The following is a 24,001-nucleotide window of genomic DNA, read 5'->3' on the forward strand; positions in this document are numbered from 1 at the left end:
CCTGTAACTAGGCTAACCTCCTCCAGGTTCGTATCACAAGTCATTGATACGAGAATTCCGGCCCTCGCGTGGGATTTGCGATGGCTCTGCGTCGTCTTCTTCATAGCCAGGGTCTGTTTCGTGTTCTCTGTCAGCAGACTGCCGCTCGAATTCCCGGATGAGCAATGTCTGTTCGGCTGGTGAGAGCAGCGGGAGTTGACCAGATTCGACGGGCTTGAGTGCCTGGGCGAGTTTCCAGCAAAATTGTGCCAGAACAAACACAATTACGTATTGCGCGACCCAGAATCCCCAGATCACAGTGGGAACCGCTGCTGGAGGAATCATTTGTGGAAAAAACCGGACAGCCAGCATCGCAATCACGAGGATATTGATGATCTTGGCCATTTTCGCGTAGGCCTCCAACAGTGATTGATCCATTCGGTAGACAGCCACTTTCTGCAGGGCGGCTGTCACGCCCAGCCAGAGCAACATGGCCAGAACCTGCACGACCAGCCACCGTTGGCCGGGATCTGGCATGAGCATCAGGATCACACTCAATAGAGGTAACAGGATCGAGGCAAAACGACCGGCCATCTCGAGTTGACTGAGCCGTTCGCGCGTCAGTTGCCACGTGACCCAGGCGAGTGGAATGGTGAGCGCAAACAGCACCCAGTTGCAGGCCAATCCCTGAGCACGCAACCGTCGAAATTCCTCCATCACTTTTTCCAGACGATCATTGAGCGCCTTCAGCTCAGGAAGATTTTTCGCCTCACTGGCCACTTTCCATTCTCGTTCAATATCGACGATCACTACCGCCAATTGACGAGCTTCTCTCTGCAGGTACTGCGAGAAATCGAGTCCCACTAGAAGTGCCAGAAACAGCAGGGGCAACAGCAGGATCGAGATTCGCCAGTATTTCCAATAAGGCTGCATACGAGGTGGCCTTCAGTGCGGCAAGCAATAGAACATGTGAGTTTGTGAGATGACTCTCGAAAGAGATCCATCCGAAAGGATCCCATAACTCACGGCAAAACTCCACCACCTGACAAGCCTTGATAGCGGCGTAGGTCTTGAGATTGGCGATGTGCATAAAACAAAACAGGCAATCCGATCATGGCCGGATTGCCTGTTGTATGTTTGGTTCGACGTGGCTTTAAGAGCTGGGGACAGGAGAGCTTTAATCAGCAGGCCTATCCAGGACGACTCGTCATGTTGGAGAGTTGTGTGTCCTCTCGAGCCGGAAGTCTTTCGCGAGAGGAGCCCCTGAGGAGAGCCGTAGCTCTCCCCAGGTTTGGCCTCACGTTCCCGGATCCGCCGGGCTTCAAGCTGGATTCATTCTAACCAGGCTTTTGGACGACAACAGACTCTGAAGTGAGTGTCTGTTTCCATCTCGATCAGCAACCAAATCTTTCGTTGCCCCTGACATCGCTTAGACCTGATTCCATCAATTGCCTGGCATGTGCATTTGATGGAGTTGTCTCGTACTCAGTTAACAACAGCCAGAGTCGGCTATGTCGATTTTTGATCGGGTGTGACCAGTATGTTCGACTTATCATGTGATCAGGCGGAAACCAGTTGCGGCTGAAATCCGCCCAATCGACACGTTTTGTTTCACGAACCAGTCGTTTTCAACTTAGTGGCAAGGTGTGGCCATAGGAGCGGCACATGTTGGAGCACAAGCGGCTGGAGCAGCACATGTGGGAGCACAGGCAGCTGGAGCAGCGCAGCTTGGGGCCACTGAGCAGCAAGAGGTCTTGCGGCTGCAGGCCTTACGGAGCTTGCACTTCATGGCAGCAAACTTTTCCTTGAGGTGGCAGCGCTTCTTGGCGCAAGGATCGCAAGCTGGAGCACATGTTGGTGCACAGGTGGCTGGAGCACAGGCAACAGGAGCAGCACAGCTAGGAGCACAAGCGGCAGGAGCTGGTGCACAGGCAGCAGGAGCTGCACATGTAGGAGCACAAGCGGCTGGAGCTGGAGCACAAGCAACAGGAGCAGCGCAAGTAGGAGCACAGGCTGCAGGAGCAGGTGCACAGGCAACAGGAGCAGCGCAGCTCGGGGCACAAGCCGCAGGAGCGGCACACGATGGGGCACATGCAGCAGGTGCAGCGCAGGTAGGCTCAGGAGCGCAACCGCAGTCGCTCTTCTTGAGCCAGTGGAAACCGGCGTCAGCCGAGTTCAAACCGGCGATACACAGCAGCACAGCGGAAATCCATGCAAACTTCATCTCAATCTCTCCTAAACAAATCCAAGGGAACGTGAGGAACCAGGAGCGAAACAGGACACCTTGTCCCGCCATCTGAACCCCTGGCCCAACCCTGCGTGTCACAACGGACATCACACCCTACTTTTCGGACTGAAGAGACCTGGAGGTCTACGAAGTTTGCCCAAAATCTGCATGACTCACACTGCTGGCGAGAATGTGAAGAATGCACCGAATTTGCGGGCGGATTTCAGGCTGCTTTTGCATTTCACCCTTCGGGTAAGTTTTTCCACTCAAGTTGGCTCCGCCAGAACTTTTTGGCCCTTGCTCTACGATGCTCAATATTGTGGGCTGGTACTGACTCAATGAGTTCAATTGCCTGCGAATGATTGCCGTAAGTCGTATCTAATGAATCCGATACGCATTTTGGTTCCACTCCACATCGGAAAACCAGTCAATGCCTGATACGATGCTCGTCATCAAACAGAGGCCTCACCATGCACGACATCACTCACGACCACGCCAGCCAGCATCGCATTCTTGCCTTGAGCCGCATGCTGGAACTGGTACTCAAGCTCAATGATGTCAACGACCTCGCTGCCGTCCTGAACGCGATTACCCATGGTGCCTGCCAGGCCGTGGAATGTGATCGAGCCAGTCTTTTTCTCTACGATTCTCAAGCGGACGAACTCTACTCTCACTCGACGACCGAATTGGAAATCCGCGAGATTCGCCTTCCCATTGATAGCGGCATCATTGGACACGTTGCCCGGGAGCGCGTGCCGCTGGTTGTCGCACAACCTCATGACGATTCGCGATGGTCACCCGTGTTTGACCAGCAGACGGGCTATCGAACTCGAAACATTCTGGCTGTGCCCGTGGTCTCCAAATCGGAGAATCGACTTCTCGGTGTTCTCCAACTGCTCAACAAGCATGCAGACTGTTTCGAAGACTTCGATGTTCAATTGATGCAGGCCTTTGCCGTGCATGCGGGAGCCGCCATCGAAAGGCAGTGGCTGCAATCGGCTGCCAGGCAAGCGGAGGATTACCGCCGCTCGATGGAAATGGCCCGACAGATTCAAATGGGGTTTTTGCCGAAAGAACGCCCACGCTTCCCGCAATACGAAGTGACTGCCTGGTGGGAACCTGCCGAGTATGTGAGTGGTGACTATTACGACTGGCTCGTGGCTCCCGATGGTCGCCTGGGCATCGCTGTAGGGGATGTCAGCGGTCATGGCATGGCTGCCAGTCTGATCATGGCGTCGGTGCGGGCCATGATTCATGCGCTGGGAAGATTGGCAACCACACCAGCCGATATGATGGAACTTTTGCAGGATGTCGTGCAGGCCGATCTCGTCGATGGTCGATTTCTGACACTTTTACTTCTGACCATCGATCCCGTGACTCATTGCGTAGAATTTGCCAATGCGGGTCATGCACCTGCGATCTACTATCAATCGTCGAAACGCTCCTGCAGACGACTCGAAGCCACTCGCACGCCACTGGGATTTCCCGTCAATCAATCCTTGCGATTGCCCATCTATCCCGTCATGCAGCCTGGCGATCTTCTCATTCTCGGTACGGATGGACTCATTGAAGTTCATGACGAGAAAGGCAAGATTTTTGGCATGCAACGCCTCGAAGAACTCATAGCAAAACATGCACATGAGTCCGTTGAAACGTTATCTCAGATTCTGAAACGTGAAGTTTTCGATTTCTCCACAGAACATCCCTTTCCAGACGACATGACGTTGCTCATCATTAAGCGCGTCGACGAAGCCGCCTGAATTTCTGGTGGCACTTCGCACGATCCCGCAGCCATTGAAAAACAGCCTTGTCTGCGCTGCTCGATCAGATTCCTCTCTAAAGCAATAGATGCCAACTTCCATGTATGTCAGCGTGTTTGATCTGTTCAAAGTAGGGATTGGACCGTCCAGTTCTCACACCGTCGGCCCTATGAAGGCGGCTCAAATCTTTGCTCAGCGACTGGTTGACCAGGGCCACCTGGAAAAGCTGGGGATGGTGCAGGCTCACCTGTTTGGTTCGCTGGCACTCACCGGCAAAGGCCACGCGACAGATTCGGCAGTCATCTGGGGACTGGCTGGTGAAATGCCGGCGACAGCCCAGTCCGAGAATCTCGCCAGAATTCTTGATCGAGTCCAGAAGGAACATCGCCTTCCCATCGGAGGGACAGATCACGAGATCGAGTTCCTCCCCGATCGGGACATCTTCTTCCATTATAATGAGGTGTTGCCACAACACCCCAACGGCATGAAGTTCGTCGCACTCGACAAAAATGGCCTCCCACTGGCGATGGAGAGTGCGTTCTCCGTCGGCGGCGGATTCGTCATTTTTGAAGGGGAAGACCAGGCACAGACATCAACCTCACCACAAGTCGAAATCCTCTTCCCCTTCACGACGGCTGCCGAACTTCTCGAAATCGGTATCCGTGAGAAAAAGTCGATTGCTGCCATTGTCCGCGAGAATGAACGAGCCTTCCGCACGGATGCTGAGATCGATGCCGGCCTCGACCGCATCTGGGAGGTCATGCAAAGTTCCATCGATCGAGGTTGCCGCACCGAAGGGATTCTTCCTGGTGGCCTGAACGTCAAACGCCGTGCCGCGAGCATGTGCCGCACACTCATGACCTCTGGTCCTCGTCCGATTGATCCGCTGCAAAGCCTCGATTGGGTGAGTCTGTTTGCACTCGCCGTCAATGAAGAAAACGCTGCCGGTGGTCAGGTGGTGACAGCACCCACAAATGGAGCAGCCGGAGTCATTCCTGCTGTGATTGCTTATTACAAACGTTTATTGGCAGGTGCCACACAGGAAGGTGTTCGCACCTTCCTGTTGACGGCAGGTGCCATTGGTATGCTCTATAAGCGTAATGCCTCACTCTCTGCTGCCGAGATGGGTTGTCAGGGTGAAGTGGGCGTCGCCTGTTCAATGGCTGCCGGTGGCCTGGCTGCCGTCATGGGTGGCTCGAACGAACAGATCGAGAACGCTGCGGAAATTGGCATGGAGCATAACCTGGGCCTGACCTGCGATCCCATCAAAGGTCTCGTGCAGGTTCCGTGCATCGAACGCAACACGATGGGGGCTGCCAAAGCCATTAATGCCGCCCGGCTCGCTGTGCTGCATGGAGATGGCACCCACCGCGTCTCGCTCGACCGCGTCATCGAAACCATGCGCCAGACAGGTGTCGATATGCAGGTCAAATACAAGGAAACCTCCATTGGAGGACTTGCAGTCAACGTCGTTGATTGCTGATATCACTTGCTTCCCACTGCCGGGGAAAATATCTGTGGTGGTTGATGGGTTGATCCTGGTTGTGGTTCAATCAGTGGATTGAACTTCCTTGAGCCATGCCCCTCTCAGACGACTTGAGAGCGAGCTCACATACGCATAACCTGGCAGAGTGAACGATGTCGCATCACATCCCCACGCGTCGCAGCTTCCTGACAGCGGCCGTCACAACGACATCCGCAGGCTGGCTGCTGGCCACTGCTCAGAGCGCCACTGCTCAGAGCGCCACTGCTCAGAGCGTCGTAGCAAACCCCGGCGAATTCGTCGAACCAGCCCGTACGCTCCCGGTTCAACGCGATGCGGATGTCATCGTGTGTGGTGCAGGACCGGCTGGCGTCACCGCAGCCATCACAGCCGCCCGACTTGGTGCGCGTGTGCGACTTTTCGAAGCGCATGGGTCACTCGGTGGAGTCTGGACAAGTTCACTCCTGGGCTATCTCCTCGATTTTGATAAGCCCGGCTTCAACGTGGAACTTGTTCGCCACCTGCGGCAGCGCGGTGCCATTCGTGGTGAAGGGATGAATGGTCTCACCTATCACCCCGAAGAAATGAAGCTGATTCTCGAAGAACTTTGCACGCGTGCCGGCGTCAATCTGCAACTTCATACCCGCGTGACCGCTGCTTATCGCGAAGGAATCCGGCTCTCAACAATCATCACAGAATCCAAGTCGGGCCGGGAAGCCTGGCAGGCTCCCATCTTTATCGATTCGACAGGTGATGGTGATCTGGGTGCTCAGGCGGGCTGTGAATTCGAGATTGGTCGCGATCAAGCCTGCCCCTGCCAACCGATGACGATGTACGCCCTGCTCGTCGTGAGAAATCTGGCAGAGATCGCCCCGTATCTTCACGGCGTCGGAAATGATGGCCAGCATGTCGGGCCGAAAGCCTTTCAGGAACTGCTCAAATCGGCCGGGGTGCAGCCCAGCTATGGCAAAGCCAGCCTGTTCCCGATCTCGGGCCAGCTTGTTCTCCTGATGGCGAATCATGAATACGGCATCAACGCCACGAATGCCGCTCAAGTCACGACGGCCACACTTCACGCCCGGGCAGAACTTCACCAGATTGTGAAGGCTCTGGCCAAACTTGGTGGCCCCTGGCAAGGGACAGAAATCGTCGCGACACCCGAACAGATTGGCATTCGCGATGGCCGCCGGATTCGCGGCCGCTACATCATGACTGCCGATGACCTCATTCGCGGTGCCACACAGGACGATGCCGTTGTCAGGGCGAAATTCCCGGTCGATATTCATGCACTATCGCTCGAAGAAAATCGCAAGTCGGCTTACAGCAATGCGGGGGTGAAAGCGAAGCCCTACGATATCCCCATCAGGGCTCTCATTGCCCGCGATGTCGATGGTCTCTTGATGGCTGGCCGCTGTATCAGTGGCGATTTCATTTCACATGCCAGTTACCGCGTGACGGGGAACGCCGTCGCAATGGGCGAAGCCGCCGGCACAGTCGCAGCTCTCGCGGCAGAAACAAAGCAACTCCCGCAAGATATCCCCTTTCCCACCACTCAAGCCGCCATCCAAAAATCCCGCACGATTGGAGAAGCGACCGTTCTGGAGTGAAGATCGGCTCCAGCGATGGTGAATACGAAAATCCCTTCCGAACACAACGCAACACTTGATTACAATAAGAACATTTGTCACCTTACTCTTCTGGAAAGGTGATGAGTATTCCATGATCATTCTCGGCGACAACTCAGGCATTCAAGGATTCGTCTTCGACATTGCCGAAGAGGGCGGCGGACAGGCACAGCGCCTCCGCGCCAGATCGTTCATGTTCCAACTCATCGCCGAGGTCGCGTCAATACGCATCCTGAACGCTTCAAATTGCCCACTCACATAAACGGCCAGCGGAGAGGATACAGACCTCTACTGAATAAGGAATACAGGTAGCTCGACGACGAGCAACCTATGCCACTCTGCGATCTGTTTCTTGTACAAGGGGAGTCTTGGATCGCGCCAATCACAAGGCCCGTACGATGGATGTATAGACTTGTTGGAGTAGATCCGCTTGAGTAAACGGCTTTTGGAGAAAGGCCTCATGAGGCTGTAATGATGCTCCGCGGGCACCGAAACTCTCTGAATATCCGCTGATATAAACCACCGGGAGATCGGCATGCATCGATCGCAATTCTCCCGCTAATTCTCGCCCACCGATTCCCGGCATGACGACATCGGTTATTAATAAGTCGATTGGATCAGGCAGCGTTCGTACCAGATCTAACGCCTCTCGACCATTCGCAGCTTCCAAGACGCGATAACCCTGTAATTCGAGCATCAGCCGCGTCGCTTTTCTCACTGCCGGTTCGTCCTCAACGAGCAGAATCGTTTCCGCCCCATGGCGGATGGTTGGTTGTTTGCTGGCTGTCACCGACGGAGGTTCCTCAGCGACACCGGGAAACAGTAATCGAAAAGTCGTCCCGACGCCTGGCTCTGTGGTCACATGGATCTGGCCATCGTGCTGTTGCATGATGCCGTGGACGACGGCGAGCCCCAGTCCGGAACCACTTCCGATCTCCTTCGTTGTAAAAAAGGGTTCAAAGATCCGGGCTTGGACGTCTGCGCTCATCCCGATGCCAGTGTCAGCAACTTCGAGTTGAACGTAGGGCGTCTCCAATGAAATGTTCGTTAAGAATTGTCGAGCGTCCTGTGGTGAAAGTCTGCTCGTGCGAATCGTCAGCCGGCCGCCGGCGGGCATGGCATCCCGTGCATTGACGACGAGGTTCATCAGCACCTGGTCTAGATGAGTAGTATCGGCCTTGATCGCAGGCAAGAGAGGATCGAGATGCAGGATCAATTGGATTCGTTCGCCGATCAATCGCCGCAGCAGTTTCTGCGATCCCTCGATCACATCATTCAAGTGAATGACTCTCGGCTGGAAATGCGAGCGGCGACTGAAGTCCAGCAATTGCTTGGTCAATTGTGCGGCCCGAAGTCCTTCGTCGCGGATGTGCTGCACGGACTCCCGCCAATTCTGCGGCTGCGATTTCTGATCCAGTAGTAGCTCACAATAGCAGTTTATGACCGTGAGGAGGTTATTGAAATCGTGGGCGATGCCTCCCGCGAACTGCCCCACGGCTTCCATTTTCTGCGACTGCCGCAACTGCTCTTCCAGCTTTCGCTGTTCCGAGACGTCGCGAAAGCTCAACACGCGTCCCACCGGTTGTCCATCCATCCATTGGGGCTGAGAAAACCGTTCGACGATGCGGCCGTCCTTGAATTCCAGCACATCGAAGGAGGATTCCTCCCGGTTCTGGTACATCTCCTGTACCCGGCGGACAAAGCCCTCCGGGTCCTTCAATTGAGCGAGCATCTTCTGAACGGCCTGATGTTGGTCGGATGATGCGATGATGTCCGACTTGTTCGCCTCGGCGATCATCTCCTCAGGAAATCTCCAGATTGAGATGAAGCGGCGATTGTAATCCAGCACGCGGCCTTCCAAGTCAACCACGAGAATGCCGTCCGCCGTCGATTCCAAGGTGGCCCGCATCCGCGACAGAGACTGCCGCATCTCCAACTCGGCCTGCTTGCGTTCCGAGATGTCACGCATGATGGCACAGTTGTATTCCTGGCCTTCATATTGCAGATAGTTGACGGTGACTTCGGTTTTCAAAGTGCGGCCGTCCTTGGTCACATGGTCGGACTCGAACGTGAATGACCCGCGGCACCGCAGTTCTTCCCAATGGGCCGGCCAGGCTTCTGGCAGAAAATTCGGATCGATGTCCGGTACTGTCTTTCCGAGCATCTCGTCGCGCGTGTAGCCCAAGGTGCGGCAGGCGGCATTGTTGACGTACAGAATCTCACTCGAAGCGTTGATCCAAAAGATGGAATCCACGGCGTGATCGACGCTGAATTGATTTAAACGCAACATCCGCTCGGCTTCCTTGCGGGCCGTGATGTCGCGAGAAATGCCGATTATTCCAATGACATTTCCAAGTTCGTCGCGATACGGAGCCTTCGACGCAAGATAGGTCCGTGTCACATAATTCGCCGTCAGCGTTTCTTCCGATGTTCTAACAAGGCCCGACCGCATGACTTCGCGATCCACTTCCAACACCAGACGGGCACCTTCGGCGTCAAACCACTCGCTATCGTCTCTTCCTAAAACCTGCTCGAGCGGCTTGCCCATGAATTGGCAAGCCGCCTGGTTCGCGAGGAGATATTTGCCATCCCGGTCCTTGACGAAGACCGCATCCGATGTGCCTTCCGCGACCGCTCGCAGCAATTCCGCTGTTCTCCGCACCTCCGTTTCAGCCCGTTTGCGATCGGTGACATCCTGCATCGCCCCCACGACTCGGCGCGCATGTCCCGCTGCATCACGCGCAATGTACGCTCGATCATGAATTGAGGCCCAGACGCCGTCCGCGCGCAGGAACTCGTAATCGGCAGTCCAATAAGTAGCGGTCCCGTCCACCGCAGCACTCAACGACCTGGCAGTACGTTCCCGGTCTGCCGGATGGATCCTGTCGATCCACCACTGCAAGGAATCGCTGGACTCTGGCGTTCGTCCTAAGGTGGCCGCGTATTGCTCGCTCCAGGCAACGGTCCCTGCGACCGGGTCGAGATCCCAGATCAGATCATTTGTCGCGAGGATGGCCAGGCGGTAGCGTTCTTCGACTTCGAGTCGCGCCAGTTCGGCTTGTTTGCGGGCGGTGATGTCCTGAGTAACACCCACAAATTGGATGGGTCGCCCATGCTGATCAGAGGTGGCGCGGGCCCTGGAATGGAGCCAGCGTAGCTGGCCGTCGGGTCGGACAAAGCGAAACTCCGAATTGAGCGAAGTCTGCGTGGCGATCGCATTCGCCAGATCATGACGCACGGTATCACGGTCTGCTGGGTAGACCCCGTTTAAAAAGAGCTCCTGGGAAGGTTGGTCCACTCCCGGAACATATCCCAGCAGTCGGAAGCCTTCATCAGACCAGGTGGCCCGATTCTGCACCAGGTCGATGATCCAGCTCCCCATGTCGCCGATCCGCATGGCCTCTTCGAGAGTCGACTCGCTCTGCTGCAGCGCAGCTTGAGTCCGCTTCAAATCATCGATATCGGTGCAGGTGCCGTACCACCTCACGATGGCTCCCGACGCATCTCGGATGGGAACCTGGCGACTGATATGCCAGCGGTAAGCTCCGTCCGTCTGGCGGATCCGGAGCTCGATGTCTCTGGGAAGTTCTTGCTCCAAAGTCGCGGTCCAACGCTCAATCGCGTTCGGCACGTCCTCCGGATGAATGACCTGCTCCCAGGACCACCCCGTCAGCTGATCCATCCCGACGCCGGTGTACTCCGTCGCCTTGGCGTTCAGGTACGTCAAGCCGCCATCCAACGCCGCGACCCAAACGATTTGCGGGATGGCATCGGCCAATTCGCGGAATCGTTGTTCGCTCTCCCGGAGCGATTGTTCGACCCGCTTGCGCTCAGTGATATCCTCGGCCGTGCCGATGATCTGGCTGACCCGACCGTCAGGCGTTCTCTCAAAAACCCGATCCCGGCTGACGAACCAACGCCAGTTGCCATGGACATCCTGCAGGCGATATTCCGCGAGCAGGACTTGTTGATCGTCGACGGTGTCCCAGCGTTGGAGAAGCGTCGTCACGTTGGCGAAATCAATCGGATGTACCAGTTCCGCCAGTTCAGCCCAACTCCGGCCTTGGATCGCTTCTGGGGTGAAACCCAGATCCCGCATGAGATAATAGTTCGAATAAGTGATACTCTGCTGCTGTAGGTCGAACACGTAAATTGTCAGGGGGGATGTCTCAGCGACGGCTTTCACGAATTTCTGGCTGGCCTGGACTTCCGCCGCGGCGAGTTTTCTGGCAGTGATGTCCTGATCCGTCCCTTCCACACGGAGAATGTTGCCGTCAGCATCGCGCGTGGCGACAGCCCGACTGTGCAGCCAGATCATTTGCCCGTCAGGACGGATGATGCGCAAATCATCTTCAAAGCGATCGGCACCCGCGAGCATCGCGTCAACCCGCGCGACAGCCGTCGGAAGGTCATCGGGATGCAGCAGTTGCAGGAACGCTTGAAAGCTGGGCTGAACGACTTGTGGATCGACACCAAACAACGCGAATACGCCGCGCGACCACCAGACTTTGCCTGACGAGGGCTCCCACACCCAACTACCGATGCGCGCGATGCGCTGCGCGTCCGCTAATTGGCGTTCGCTCTCCCGTAATGCCTGTTCCGCCCCGCTTCGCTCGAGATGGTTCGCTGCCGCGACACCAACGGTATGCGAACGATTCCCCATCGCTGCATCCGCAAAGTCCCGTGCAATCACGATCACGCCTTGTACCGTACCGTGTTGATCCTGGTACGGCTTAGTCGTCATCTGGATTGAGCGAAGATTATCTCCGATTTGGACGACATGCGTCTCCGCTGCCGGAAGACCCGATTGCATGACTCGCTGGTCCTGCGCCCGCATGATGCGCGCCGTGTCACTACCGAATACGGCGGTATCATCCTGATCGAGGATTTGCTCGCGTGTCCGATTCGTGAGCTTTGTTCCAGCGGCATTGCAAAACAAGTACCGGCCGGAGCTGTCTTTCACAAACAGTGCATCCAGCGACGCTTCGCTTACGGCGGCCAGCAAATCGAGTAGTGGCAGCGAGGGGGCTGAATTCCGAACGTCCTCGCGATCTAAGTTCGCAGTCATCAGTGGAAAAGACCTCGGTTGCAAGTACGACCTGGGCTCAAAATCCCAATGACGGGAATCAATAACGTAGACAATGTAATCTTCACAGATGCAGAAAACACTTCAAGGTTTATCTCAGCTTGCAAGCTGGGGATCGCCGACTCTCCGATGCGCCACCCATTTCGTCAATAGCCTGTCCAAAAAGGCCCAGGTTTTGGCGAGGCGTCGTGCCATGAGGTCGATCATGGCGATTTGGAAGAGGGTATCGCCGGAGGTGGTGGTGCGTTTATGGTCTTTGGAAAGTCGACGGTAGCGACCCAACCAGGCGAAGGTCCATTCGGCGATCCACCACAGGGTGGCCCAGGTTGAACTTCTGATTTCTACCGGGGTGGTATCGCCATAGGAGGCATGAGTTTTACCCATTTGCCCAGATGATAATAGGCTTCGGTAAGGAGTGTGATTTCGGCCGGCAGGCCGTAGTTCGGTTCAAAATCCCTCGGAGTGTGGCTTCTCGATCTGAAAGCCTCTTTTGCAGTCATTGAGACGACAGACCCCTCCCATGCTGTTAAACCACCCGATTGACTTTCTTCATTTTAAGGCGGAGAACTGTGGAAGAGTGTGGCTCTCTTCCTTTCTTGTGTCAGGTCGTGCTATGCGTGTTTTTCCGTTGATTGGCTATCTGTGGTTGGTGGTTGCCCCGGTTCTCGCGGAGGACAAAACTTCTGACCGCGTGGCGGATGTGGTGGCGGTGCCGGGGTGTGTGGCGGTTTGGGATTTTGTGAAGCGGGAACCGGGGGGTGAGCGGCGGTTTCTGGCGCATGTGCCTGCCTTCGGCAGGCCTGCGGGGGGAAAGACGGGTGGCGGGAATACGGAGAAGGTAGCGGCGGCGGGAGATGCAGTGCCGAACGAGTATCCGCTGGATGCCGGGAACTATGTGCGGGATTTCTGGGGAAGCGGGCGGGAAGCCACTTATGCGGACTTTCCACTTTTGGGCCGGGGGCCTTTCGGCAATGCGATCCAGATTCGACAGGAGACCGATCCCGATTTTCGCCCCCTGTTGTTCGTTCCCCGCGAACGGCTGCACGATACGCCTCTCGATATCAAAGGTGCCGGAAAATCGGTGACCGTCGTTGTCTGGGCCATTCGTGAAAGTGGTAACCATGCCCTGGCCGGGATCTGGCACGAGGGAACCGACCTCAAGCAGGAAAGTACGGCTGGCATTCAGAAGGTGCAGCGTGGGCAAAGGCAGTATGCCCTTTTTGCCGGTCTCAATAAGGAAGGCTCTGCCTGTGGGCATGTTTCCGAGAATGGGGCGAGTTCGTTCCTGAATCGTTACGCCCTGCACAAGTGCAACTCGGCAGAGGTCTCGCCCAAAGTTCCGGCCAACGCTCCCCCAGAAAAGCTGGACGCCGCCTGGCAATGTTTTGCCATGACCTTCGACCACGAGAAGGATCAACTGACGGGCTGGCTCAATGGGCATGCCGGTGATCGCTGGCTGGAGAATCCGCAGAAGGACAACCTGCTCTCTTATGCAGCCAACGCGTGGAAGCAGGGGCACTTGCGGCGTGAAGAAGGCCTTCAACCAGGCGAAGACCCGAACTTCCCCGCTGACCAGTTTTACAACCCGCCCGAAGAGACACCTGTTGCTCCCAAGGTTTTGAGTGAAAACGATGTCGAGCGAATCGAACTTCGGGAATATGGCTACACCAAAATGAAGGTCACGCTGCGTAAAGCTGGTGATGAGTGGAAACTGGCGGAACGTGAGCTGGTCGCTTTGAGACTCAATCCGTGGTGGTATCCCCATGATCTGTACACACCGGCTAACGATGGCAGTGGTGGGCCCTTCACCATTGGCCGGGTGATCCATAGTTCAAGGAGTGTCGGCTTTACGGGCTGGATTGGCGGCGTCGCCGTCTTCGACCGGGCACTGAGTGAAGCAGAACTGAAAAAGCTGACCGAGCTGGGAAGAAAGCCAGTGAGTACAGTTCCGAGTGGGTCGTAGGGGTGCCGGTCATGTGGACTGCTGTTGTAGAACCGCTGAAAGGTGAAGCGGGGTTTCGCTGTTCACTTAGCAAGGCGGGTGCAGTGGGCACCTGGAGAGAGGTTGCGACGGCACTGGCCTGTGATCTCGGTTGTCGTCGATTGCTCAATCACACCTTGGCAGAAATTCCCTGCGTGGCGTTTCGTTGGGAGTGCCCGGCACTGACCCGCAACAGATTTGATCAACCTTTCGAGTGTGTGATTCTGGAAGATCGGAGCCTGCATCGAACGCCGGACAATTCGCCCTTTGCGAGTTACTTGAAGCAGTGCCAGACACAGGTGGCTGTCTTCGACAATCTGGGAGGTGACGCAACGCTCGTTGTGCCCACAATGGCGACGGACACGAATGCCTATGGTCATCTGGCTTCGTTCGTGCGGCTGGCACCCGAAAACCAGCAGAATGAACTGTGGCAAAGGGTCGGTGAAACCCAATTGCGAAAGGTGGGGGCAGCCCCCGTCTGGTTGAATACGGCCGGTGCGGGCATCGCCTGGCTGCATGTCCGCGTCGATTCGCGTCCTAAGTATTATCATTACGGGCCATACCGCCAGGAAAAGGTGGGTTAACCGGGCGCCAGCATTTTCTCCGTTGAGAATTCGTCTGGAGGTGGATCGCCTTTTCGGCTATTTCTGTGCCAGTTTGATTCAGTGCGGGGCCGAAGAGAAAATCCCGGGAACTGACATGGAGGTCGGTTTGTGAGCCCATGGAAACATGTCCGTTTGATCCAGGCACTGGCCTTCTGGGGGCTGAGTTGCGGATTCATCCTTACCAGTGGCTGGGCCGCCTGGCAGTTTGCAAAGCCCGGCACACTCGTCGAATGGGGCTTCGTGCCCACGGGCGAGTTAATCGGTGCCGAAACTCCACCTGAGACACCCGTCCCGTACAAACCACTTCCTCAGGCTGAAGCGACGGCTCCTTTCGCGAGCTTACCCCACGTTCCCGGTGCTGCTGAGGCGACGCCTGAAGGCACTGCCCTCATGACGGCGGTCGGTGAACAAGAGCATCTGCAGCATTCGCAACTTGGTCTGGCCTCTGAGAGGATGTCTGGGACCCAGGAGGCAATGCCGGGCAATCTCCATGAGATTCCCAGACGGTACCAGCGAAAACCTCTCAGTCGCGACCAGCTTTCCAGCTCGTTGGTGCAGCAGGTCAGTTTTCAACCGCCAGCCGAAGATCTCACGGCACAGATCTCCGACAGCCTCACAACGTCTCTGGCAGAGGTTGATGGTTTGCTGAAGGCGGGTGAGACACTCAAGGCCCACAAAAAGCTCTCACAGCTTTACTGGAGTGAACCGGCCAGCCGACCTGTTTTTCAGCAGCGCATCGAAGCCACAGCGCAGGTGATCTTTGAGCAAGCCGAGCCGCATTTTGTCCCGGCCTACACCATTCAGCCTGGTGACCAGCTTCGAAAAATTGCCGGCGAGCACAAGCTCTCGTGGGAGTACCTCGCCCGGCTCAATCGCATCGACCCCAGGCGACTGCAAGCCGGTAAGAAGCTGAAGGTCATTCGTGGCCCCTTCTCGGCTCATGTCTCGTTATCGCGATTTGAGCTTACCATTCACCTGCAGAGCTATTTCGTCAAGAAGTACAGCGTCGGCATCGGGAAGGATCGATCGTCACCACAAGGGAAACTGGCTGTTCTCGAAAAGATTGCGGATCCGCAGTACACAGATCCTGAAGGCCGGGTGATTGAAGGGAAAGACCCACGAAATCCCTTAGGCCCCCGCTGGCTTGATCTGGGCAACAGCTACGGAATTCACGGCACCATTGAGCCCGAAAGCATTGGTAAAGCCGCTTCGAGAGGCTGCATTCGCCTGCAAAACGACGACGCGATCGAAGTCTACGACTTCCTCGTCAAGGGCTCAGAAGTCGTCATCGAACCGTGATTTGCCATTTCAGCACTGGGCATACACGAGGTGCTGAGGAACACTTTTGTGTTCAGATGGCAGAAGAATCATTTGAGGCGGTCAAACTCTGCCAAAGCCATACGATCGAGCAGGAATGACTGATTGATCGCTGAGGTATCTTCCAAACAAGAGCCTCAGATCAAGTCGCTCAGTCGCCAAATCATGCCAACTTGGATACGCTCCACCAGACATTGATTTTCTGGAAGAGCCCTTATGAAGCGACCTGCGCGAACTCAATCCCCTGCCTCTGCCGATTCCTCTGCCGCTGAGCAGGCGGAAGGTGAACTGCTCGAAGAAGAACTCCTGGAAGCCACTCCTCTGCCGGAACTTTACGGGGAAGTGACGCTTCCTGAAGGGAGCGACCAGCACTTTCAATGGCAGTTGGTGCGGCTGCCGACAGTCTGGCTGATGGGCTATGAAATCTCGGCCGCGGACGAACCCTTGGCGCTCGAAACTCAGCTTCAAAGTGCCCTGCGTGAATTTCTCTCGAAACAACTGCTCCGGCGAATTCCCGGCCAGCAGACGGATCGCGTGATCTGCCTTGCCTGGACAGCCAGGGCCAGCGAGTCAGAAGCTCTCCTCGAGAAAAAAATCCTGATTGGTGCCGAGGTCGATGCTGAGACGCCGATCCCTCAGGGAATGGCCAAGTGGGCCTTCTCGAGGGGGACCTCAGTCGTCATGTCACAACAAGCTGGTGCAGAACCTGTCGAGCCGGCCGTCTCCAGTTCGGCCATCGAAGTTAAACCCGTCTGCCTGCAGCATGCAGGTATGTTTCCACAATGGCTCGCTCAGCAGGAATCACTGACCTGGCGCGAAGGGCCGCTCTTCGAACGGCACGATCTTAATTCCCCCGGCGAAGCCAAAATCTTCCTCCCCGTTCGCCTGAAAAACTAAACCTTGAGCCGTCCTCCAGCCTTAACCTGACCTGCGAATTGTTTGTTCTGGCATGCTCATTCATGAGTGGAAAATCAACTATGGAAACAATGATTACCTCTGCCCAGATTGACGCCTATGTGGCTGGTGGTGCGAAGCTGATCGCTGCCTTCGATGGTTTAACCAAGGCCGATCTGCAGGCGGTCCCAGTCCCAGGAACCTGGAGCCTGCAACAGATTGCGACACACATTTACGATAGTGATCTGATCGGAACAGATCGCATGAAGCGGATAGCGGCCATGCCCAACCCGCTGATCTGTGCGTACGATGAATCGGCCTTCAATACCTTGCCAGGCATGGAAGCGATTGATGCTCTGGCAGCCTGCAAAGCTGTTGCGAACAATCGGCAGTTCATGGCCGAACATCTGCGGCGATTCTCTCCCGAAATGTTTGCCCGGACGGGGATTCATACCGAAGTAGGCAAGGTGTCGCTGGCAGATCAGGTCATCAAGTACATTCACCATCTGGAGCATCATCTGAAGTTCGCTCTGCAAAAGAGAGCACTTCTGGGTAAGCCACTGGCATGATGAGTATGAACTGGTTGTGACAAGCTTGCCGCTTGATGCTGTTCAAGACATCCAGCCTGGCCACCCTGTGAAGGCCACGCCCTTTCGCAAAGCCTGCAGGGCCGTGCCACACAGTGAGAGCGAATAACGCAATCGCTGCATGAGATAGAGAGCCGCACGATCATTCACCCTGGCACATTTCATCGAGGGCCATGAGGTACGCGATCACTTCTTCGACTTCTGGCACCTGAGCACCGGCCACCCGTCCCTCGCGATCGGCACGGGCCAGTTCGACGAGCAGGTCGAAATCGGGATGTTTACGAAGCGATTGCGGGAAGCGGCCTTGCCTTAAGCCGGCCGTTGCCACGGGCCGTTGTTCGATGAACCAGCGCGTTCGTTCGGAAAGCCATTCGCCCAGCACATCAAAGGTGGAAAGAATCGGTTGCCTGGGATTGATCGTCAGTCCCACGTCATGGAGCAGGCAGGCTATCAGAAACTCTTCATCGTAAGGCTCGATGGAGCGCCCAATTTCAAAGACCTGCAGCGAATGATAAAGGGCATCCCCTTCCGGATGCTCGATCGAATCGAGCCTGACGGACTCCAATCGATAGAGCACGTTCGCGAGCCGGATGTAGAAATCGGCAGTCGATGGTTCAGGATCAACGTGAGTGGCAGCGGCGACGCCATCTGGCTGGATGGAGTTTTCTGCAGGTGGCGAAGTGAAATCCTCCGGGCAGATTTTGGAACTGGTCGTTGCCTGTTCGGCGAATGAGGGGTGCCCGGCACTATCGAGCTGGAGTGGCTTCAGCAGCAGGTCGATTTCCTGCTGAATTTCCTGATTGGATGGCTGGTGGGCGGCTGTCAATCGCTGTGTCGAGAGGGATCGCGCAGCCCGTTTCCGTGCAGTTGAGAAATTCTGCACCTTTCCGCGGACGAGTAATCGAGCGGCTTCGCGAGCCAGTTCGGCTCGCAGGATTCCGGGATCATCCTCTGATGAAAATCGCCGTGTCGGCATGATGCGCCGCCCTGAAGGCGGATATTTGAGTGATGTGGAGGCTGCGAATTTCGAGAAATATCTTTGTTGGGTTTCGAGGAGTTGCTATTCGTGCCGGAGTGCTTCGATCGGATCCATGCGTGCTGCCGAACGTGCGGGGTAGATGCCGAAGATTACACCAATCCCGACGGAGATTCCAAAGGCAATCGGCAGACTCCAGAAAGCGATCTGTGGCCGCATATTTCCAAAGAGCTGGCTGATTTCGGACGTTCCTGAACTTCCCGAAAGCACCGCATTTTCCACAATCCACTGGATCCCCATAAAAGCCAGTGGTGTGCACAGGCCCAGGCCGACACCCAATAACCCACCAGTCCCGGAAAGAACTATCGTCTCTGTCAGGAACTGGCTGATGATATCGGATTGCCTGGCGCCCAGTGCCCGCCGGATGCCAATTTCGCGTGTTCGCTCGGTGACGGTGGCGAGCATGATATTCATGATCCCAATTCCGCCCACGACCAGACTGATGGCGGCAATCGAGCCCAGCACAATGTTGAAGATCTGCTTGATCTGCTCGGCCTGCTTCAGAAGTTCGAGAGGGACAATCACATCGTAGTCGTTTTTGCCACGATGATTGCGCATGAGTGATTCCCGCACGACGTCGGCGGTGCGGACGACATCCTGTGTTTCTGCCACCTGCAGCGTGATCTGGTTGAGTTGCACTTCTTCAGCAGAGAATGAACCACTGAGTGCCGTAATCACGCGGTCACCAATTCGTGTCTGGAATGTCTTGAGCGGGATGTAGACGTCTTTGTTGAATTCCTGCCCGGACATACTGCCACCGATCGCAGCGGAAGCTGTTCGTGAGCGCGTAACGCCCACGACGGTGAACCGAAACGAACGCATCAGAATAGTTTTGCCAACGGGGCTTTCATAGGGGAAGAGTCTGGCGGCGACTTCACTCCCGATGACAGCGACATTGGCCATCTCGCGTTCATCCTGATCGGTGAGAAAGCGACCTTCAGCCATCTCCAGATGATTCATATCTTTGTAGCCTGTGGTCGTCGCGACCACGCGGGCGTTGATCGTATTCTGCAGATAACGTACTTCGGATTGGATTTCCCGAATCGCAATGGTGCTGGTGATTGTGGGAATCGTCTCCGACAGCAGTCGATAGTCGGCTCGCAAAAGCCCGTAGGCTAATACTGAAGGACCGCGACCTGACGATCTCGATGAGTTCGACGAAGAATCGGCGGGGGGCTTGACGCTCACCACAATGATGTTTGTCGCCCCCAGTTGACGCACCTGAGCCTGCGCCTGAGCACTGGCCCCTTCGCCAATGGCGAGCATGGCAATCACAGAAAAGACCCCAAAGACAATACCGAGCATCGTCAGGCCCGACCGCAGCTTATGCAGCAGCAGGCTCTTAAGTGCCAGACGAACAGCGCGGATCGTATTAAAAAACATGAGGCCAAGGTTACCCGAATGTCGGTGATGATTGATTGAAGCTCGCTCTATCCAGTGCTATTGCATTAAATGCTAAGCCGAAAAAACTTCCTTGATGGGGCCGGTGCTGTCGCCGAACTGATTCACGGGGCAGCCCATGCCATCGAGCATCGAAACATACAGATTGCACAGCGGAGTGCGTGGTGCACTGGCAATATGCTGCCCGCCGGCAAATCGTCCACCGGCATGGCCACCCACGACAATCGGCAGGTTATCAGGCTGGTGCGCATTGCCATCGGCCATGCCGCATCCCAAAAGAATCATGGAGTTATCGAGCAACGTCGATTCTCCTTCCCGAATCTGTGACATCCGCTCCAGCATCCGGCTGAACTGCGAAACATGCCAGCGATTGATCTTCTGGTACTGCTCGATCTTTTCGGGCTTGCCTTCGTGATGCGATAGTTCATGGTGCGAACCGCGGACACCGTCGACAAACGAGAAGTTATGACCCGAAACATCATTGGCGAACATAAAGCTCGAAACCCGCGTGGAATCGGTCTGGAAGGCCAGAATCATCAGGTCGATCATCAGGCGGACATGCTCCTGATAATCTCGAGGTGCCCCGGGGGCTTCCATTTCGGCCTGAGGTGTTTCTGGATGCCAGACTCGAGGATCAGGCTGTGTAAAAAACTCGATCCGCTTTTCGACAGCACGAACAGAATCAAGATATTCATCGAGTTTGAACTGGTCGTCGCGGCCCAGCTGTTGCCGCAATCGCCGGGCATCGGACATCGCGAAATCGAGCAGGCTTTTGCGGTCTGCATCACGTGATGAAGCCGCCTGGCCGCGATTCTTCCCTGCCTGCTGGACATTCATCAGCCGATCAAACACTGTTCTGGGATTGATTTCCTTGGCGACGGGTCGTTCGGCTGTCTGCCACGAAATGTGCGAACCATAAAGTCGGGTGTAACCGACATTCGAATCGATCCCGGAAATGACGGGATCAATGCCTAATTCAAGTGACGGAAGTGGGGTCAAATGCCCCACCTGCTTGGCCATGTACTGATCGAGTGAAACTCCACCTGTGCTGATGTTTTTGCCGGTGGTTTTTTCGACCCGCAGGCCTGTGAGGAAGTTGGCTGTTTTCGCGTAATGGCCATCCCCTTCATGGCTGTGCCGCTTGTCGAGTTGAGAGAGAATTGTGACGTGCTCTTTGAGGTTTGTCAGCGGCTGCAACGAATCGGGCAGTTCGAAATCTTTCCCAGATTGTTTAGGAATCCAGGCATCCTTCCAGACACCATTGGGGAAGAACAGGCAGCCAAATCGAACAGGAGCATACTTTCCCGCCTCAAGTGCATCTGCCGGGGTCGTCAACTCAGCCGCTTTGACAGGCGAACCCATCGCTTCCAGCCACGGCAAAGCCACAGCCACACCGGCACCTCGCAAAAACGTGCGACGAGGAATTGACCAACGGGAGGTATGAGGCATGGGATTTACTCCGGCGGGTAGACGATGGAGATTACGTTTGATCAGAACAAACGGGTGCTTCCATCGGGCAGGTAACTAAGGTACTGGTATTATTTTACGGACAATTTGCTGGTTGTTGGGAAGTGGCGAGAACTCCAGACCCTCTGGCGGTACAGACTTCAGGTTCTTGATATTCTATGCCAGTGGGATCGGCAATCGCTTACCGATTTAACCGTTGTGGTTCACAAAATGATCGATTTATCGTTTACTTCTTGGTGTAGCGGTGGCGAAACGGATAACTCAGGACAATCTGCTCAACAAGCACCTCTGACTTATCATCATGGGATTTCAGGGCTTCGAGCGTTTCCTTGATCACACATTGGTCGAACTTGTTGAGACCACGTCCCAGGGCATAACCGAGCATTTTCTTGGTCAGATTCCGCAGAAACTCCCCTTTCCGCTTGAGCAGAATCTGCTTCATTTCGGCCGGGCCGCTGAAGTTTTCGCCACTGGGAAGTTTGCCAGAAGCATCGATGGCAAGGCCTGCTTCAGCCGTTCGAAATCGACCAAGGACATCGAAGTTTTCGAGGCCGAACCCTAATGGATCCATGCGGTTATGGCAGGCCGAACAGGCCGGATCCTGCCGATGCTTTTCCAATCGCTCTCGCAAAGACAATGGTGGAGCATTCGGATCGTGCTCTGGCAATGGTGGCACGCCGGGAGGTGGCGGCGGGACTTTACTACCGAGCACTTCTTCAAGTACCCATCGTCCCCGCAGGACAGGACTCGTTCGAAATGGATACGAAGTGTGCACCATGACAGCCCCTTGCGTCACAATGCCGCCCCGGTACTTCTGATCATCGGTGAGCGATACCTGAACCATGGCATTTGAGCCGGGCTTGGGCAGGCCATAATGTTCTGCCAGTCGATCATTCACAAAGACATAGTCGGCCACCAGGAGTTCGCGGAGACTGCGATTCTGCCGGAAGACCGCAGTCAAAGTCTCGATACTTTCCTGTCTCATGGCCTGGAGTAGATCACTGTCAAACTCGGGAAACAGCTTCGCATCAGGCCGGGTGGTTTCTCCGAACTGAGATAGCCCCAGCCATTGCATGCCAAAGTTTTCACCCAGACCACGTACGCGTGGATCGGCGAGCATGCGTCGGACTTGCGCCTTCAGCACGTCGTCCTGAAGCAGTTGGCCCGATTCGGCCAGTTGCAGAAGTTCATCATCAGGCAGACTCGACCAGAGAAAGTAAGAGAGCCGCGATGCCAGTGGATATGGGGGCAGTGCATGCACCCCTTCCTGACTTGGCTCAGGCTCCGCCAGAAACAGAAAATGAGGCGAAATGAGAATCGCCATCAAGGGCAATCGCATGGCCTGTGGGAAAGGATCGCCCCTCTGATATGCCTGATCGAATAGTGCCAACAGCGGCTCTAGATCTTCCTTGTGGATGGGTCGCCGGTAGGCTCTTTTGACGAATGGCTCAAGGTTCAATCGTGCGGCTTCTCGCGGCGTTAAGGCAGCCCCCGGCCAATGTGCCAGCAGCTTCCGCCTCGCGGTTTCCAGTGGGTCGATGGATTGACTGGACTCGCGTTGTTGTATGGCAGCAGGTTGTTCTCGCAAGCTTTCAGGAAGAAGCTGACTGGCCACATCGGTGGCGACGTCGAGATACTTTTCTGCAAGAATAGCTGAGGTGAAGAGCGACGAGCCATTGGTATCAAAACCTTCACCACCTGCCCCATCAGCCGGGATGCGAGAGAGAATCTGAAAGTCGTAATTGAACAGATCCCGCACGCTGTTGGCGTACTCGGCCCGTGTGAGCCGGCGGCTCATCACATAGCCTTGATAAAAATTCTGGGTGGCATCGGTCGCCAGATTGCGGCATTCGTTCTCAGGCCGGGGGAGTGTGCCATACCAACTCAAGAATCGTTGGAACTCTTCCTCGGATGGCTGAGGGCTCCCTTCGGGAGGCATCTCTTTGGCTTTGACGCGCTGGATAATCGTCTCCCATTTCGGAAGCGATTCCAGCACTCGCTGCGGTTCTTTATAGACAGCGAGATTCAGCTCGCCTTCCATTTTTTTATCGTCGTGGCAACTGAAGCAATACTTCTTGAGATAAGGCTTGGCATCGCGATCAAAGGCCACGGGATCGGCACCATGAACTATCGAAGTGAAAAGCCCAAAACATACGATGAGCATTAACAACTGCAGACGGCACCGAAAAGAAACAACATCTCGACGTGACCAACCCTGGCTGAAAATCATCAGCATTCGGCTCATGCAGCAATGGTCGAAATCAAGACAGCGCATGGCAGTTGATCAATCGTGAGGAAGGCAGGATTCCGTCGGCGGGAGATCAGGCAGGTCTTTCATCAATCGTTGTTGATGCTTATGAAGTTTAGGCTCCACAGTCTGCATTTGCAATGTTGTTTACTTGCCTCCTCTATTTCGAGAGATCTGGGGTGTGCTGTTGGGTGGAACATTGCTGTGCGATCTCTCAAAAAAACTTGGCCAAAGTCATCAAAACCTGAGACAATGAGAGTCGAATGCTTATGACGGATGCCACTGGCTCTTTCCGTAATCTCTCC

General features: G+C 55.5%; 17 protein-coding genes. 9 read left to right on the forward strand and 8 right to left on the reverse strand.

Annotation, left to right across the window (positions count from 1 at the left end; translation table 11 throughout):
• Positions 1-33: 33 nt before the first annotated feature.
• Both PLIM_RS00575 and PLIM_RS23935 read right to left on the reverse strand, forming a co-directional pair.
• Positions 34-912 carry a hypothetical protein gene (locus tag PLIM_RS00575; RefSeq protein WP_013108396.1) on the reverse strand — a complete coding sequence of 293 codons (879 nt, stop codon included), beginning with the start codon at positions 910-912 and terminating at the stop codon, positions 34-36.
• A gap of 700 nt (positions 913-1,612) precedes the next feature.
• A complete protein-coding gene (locus PLIM_RS23935) occupies positions 1,613-2,203 on the reverse strand; it encodes a hypothetical protein (protein WP_013108398.1) in 591 nt (196 codons plus the stop codon).
• Positions 2,204-2,676: 473 nt separating this feature from the next.
• Here PLIM_RS23935 and PLIM_RS00585 point away from each other — a divergent pair, with 473 nt between their 5' ends.
• The 4 genes from PLIM_RS00585 to PLIM_RS24320 all read left to right on the forward strand — a co-directional run bounded on the left by PLIM_RS00585 (position 2,677) and on the right by PLIM_RS24320 (position 7,336).
• Positions 2,677-3,966, forward strand: a complete 1,290-nt coding sequence (locus PLIM_RS00585) for a PP2C family protein-serine/threonine phosphatase (protein WP_013108399.1) — start codon at positions 2,677-2,679, stop codon at positions 3,964-3,966.
• 100 nt (positions 3,967-4,066) lie between these two features.
• Complete coding sequence (locus PLIM_RS00590) at positions 4,067-5,449, forward strand: L-serine ammonia-lyase (RefSeq protein WP_013108400.1); 1,383 nt, start codon at positions 4,067-4,069, stop codon at positions 5,447-5,449.
• Positions 5,450-5,604: 155 nt separating this feature from the next.
• Complete coding sequence (locus PLIM_RS00595; protein ID WP_013108401.1) at positions 5,605-7,056, forward strand: FAD-dependent oxidoreductase; 1,452 nt, start codon at positions 5,605-5,607, stop codon at positions 7,054-7,056.
• A 112-nt stretch (positions 7,057-7,168) separates the two neighbouring features.
• Positions 7,169-7,336, forward strand: coding sequence for a CRISPR-associated Csm1 family protein (locus tag PLIM_RS24320; RefSeq protein ID WP_013108402.1), 168 nt, complete (start codon positions 7,169-7,171; stop codon positions 7,334-7,336).
• 120 nt (positions 7,337-7,456) lie between these two features.
• On the opposite strand, the gene PLIM_RS22150 is transcribed toward PLIM_RS24320, so the two are convergent.
• Positions 7,457-12,142: a PAS domain-containing hybrid sensor histidine kinase/response regulator gene (locus PLIM_RS22150; RefSeq protein WP_013108403.1), complete on the reverse strand. Its 4,686-nt coding sequence runs from the start codon at positions 12,140-12,142 to the stop codon at positions 7,457-7,459.
• A gap of 114 nt (positions 12,143-12,256) precedes the next feature.
• Positions 12,257-12,544 carry a hypothetical protein gene (locus PLIM_RS22155; RefSeq protein ID WP_052301455.1) on the reverse strand — a complete coding sequence of 96 codons (288 nt, stop codon included), beginning with the start codon at positions 12,542-12,544 and terminating at the stop codon, positions 12,257-12,259.
• Positions 12,545-12,773: 229 nt separating this feature from the next.
• Here PLIM_RS22155 and PLIM_RS00610 point away from each other — a divergent pair, with 229 nt between their 5' ends.
• The 5 genes from PLIM_RS00610 (at position 12,774) to PLIM_RS00630 (ending at position 17,526) form a co-directional block, all read left to right on the forward strand.
• On the forward strand, positions 12,774-14,123 hold the full coding sequence (locus PLIM_RS00610; protein ID WP_013108404.1) for a LamG domain-containing protein: 1,350 nt from the start codon (positions 12,774-12,776) through the stop codon (positions 14,121-14,123).
• A gap of 11 nt (positions 14,124-14,134) precedes the next feature.
• Positions 14,135-14,725, forward strand: a complete 591-nt coding sequence (locus tag PLIM_RS00615; protein WP_013108405.1) for a DUF6940 family protein — start codon at positions 14,135-14,137, stop codon at positions 14,723-14,725.
• A 129-nt stretch (positions 14,726-14,854) separates the two neighbouring features.
• Positions 14,855-16,045 (forward strand): L,D-transpeptidase family protein, encoded by a 1,191-nt coding sequence (locus PLIM_RS22160; protein WP_013108406.1) that lies wholly within the window; start codon positions 14,855-14,857, stop codon positions 16,043-16,045.
• A gap of 234 nt (positions 16,046-16,279) precedes the next feature.
• Positions 16,280-16,960: a hypothetical protein gene (locus tag PLIM_RS00625; protein WP_013108407.1), complete on the forward strand. Its 681-nt coding sequence runs from the start codon at positions 16,280-16,282 to the stop codon at positions 16,958-16,960.
• A gap of 80 nt (positions 16,961-17,040) precedes the next feature.
• A complete protein-coding gene (locus tag PLIM_RS00630) occupies positions 17,041-17,526 on the forward strand; it encodes a DinB family protein (protein ID WP_013108408.1) in 486 nt (161 codons plus the stop codon).
• A 160-nt stretch (positions 17,527-17,686) separates the two neighbouring features.
• Here the strand turns inward: PLIM_RS00630 and PLIM_RS22165 are convergent, their stop codons facing one another.
• From PLIM_RS22165 to PLIM_RS00650, 4 genes are all read right to left on the reverse strand, one after another.
• Positions 17,687-18,520, reverse strand: a complete 834-nt coding sequence (locus tag PLIM_RS22165; RefSeq protein ID WP_013108409.1) for a hypothetical protein — start codon at positions 18,518-18,520, stop codon at positions 17,687-17,689.
• Between the two features lie 84 nt (positions 18,521-18,604).
• A complete protein-coding gene (locus PLIM_RS00640) occupies positions 18,605-19,963 on the reverse strand; it encodes an ABC transporter permease (protein WP_013108410.1) in 1,359 nt (452 codons plus the stop codon).
• Positions 19,964-20,035: 72 nt separating this feature from the next.
• Positions 20,036-21,430: a DUF1552 domain-containing protein gene (locus PLIM_RS00645; protein WP_013108411.1), complete on the reverse strand. Its 1,395-nt coding sequence runs from the start codon at positions 21,428-21,430 to the stop codon at positions 20,036-20,038.
• Between the two features lie 244 nt (positions 21,431-21,674).
• A complete protein-coding gene (locus PLIM_RS00650) occupies positions 21,675-23,558 on the reverse strand; it encodes a DUF1592 domain-containing protein (RefSeq protein ID WP_196349503.1) in 1,884 nt (627 codons plus the stop codon).
• Positions 23,559-24,001: the final 443 nt, after the last annotated feature.

Origin of the sequence: Planctopirus limnophila DSM 3776, from assembly GCF_000092105.1 — a bacterium.
Taxonomy (GTDB): Bacteria; Planctomycetota; Planctomycetia; order Planctomycetales; family Planctomycetaceae; genus Planctopirus; species Planctopirus limnophila.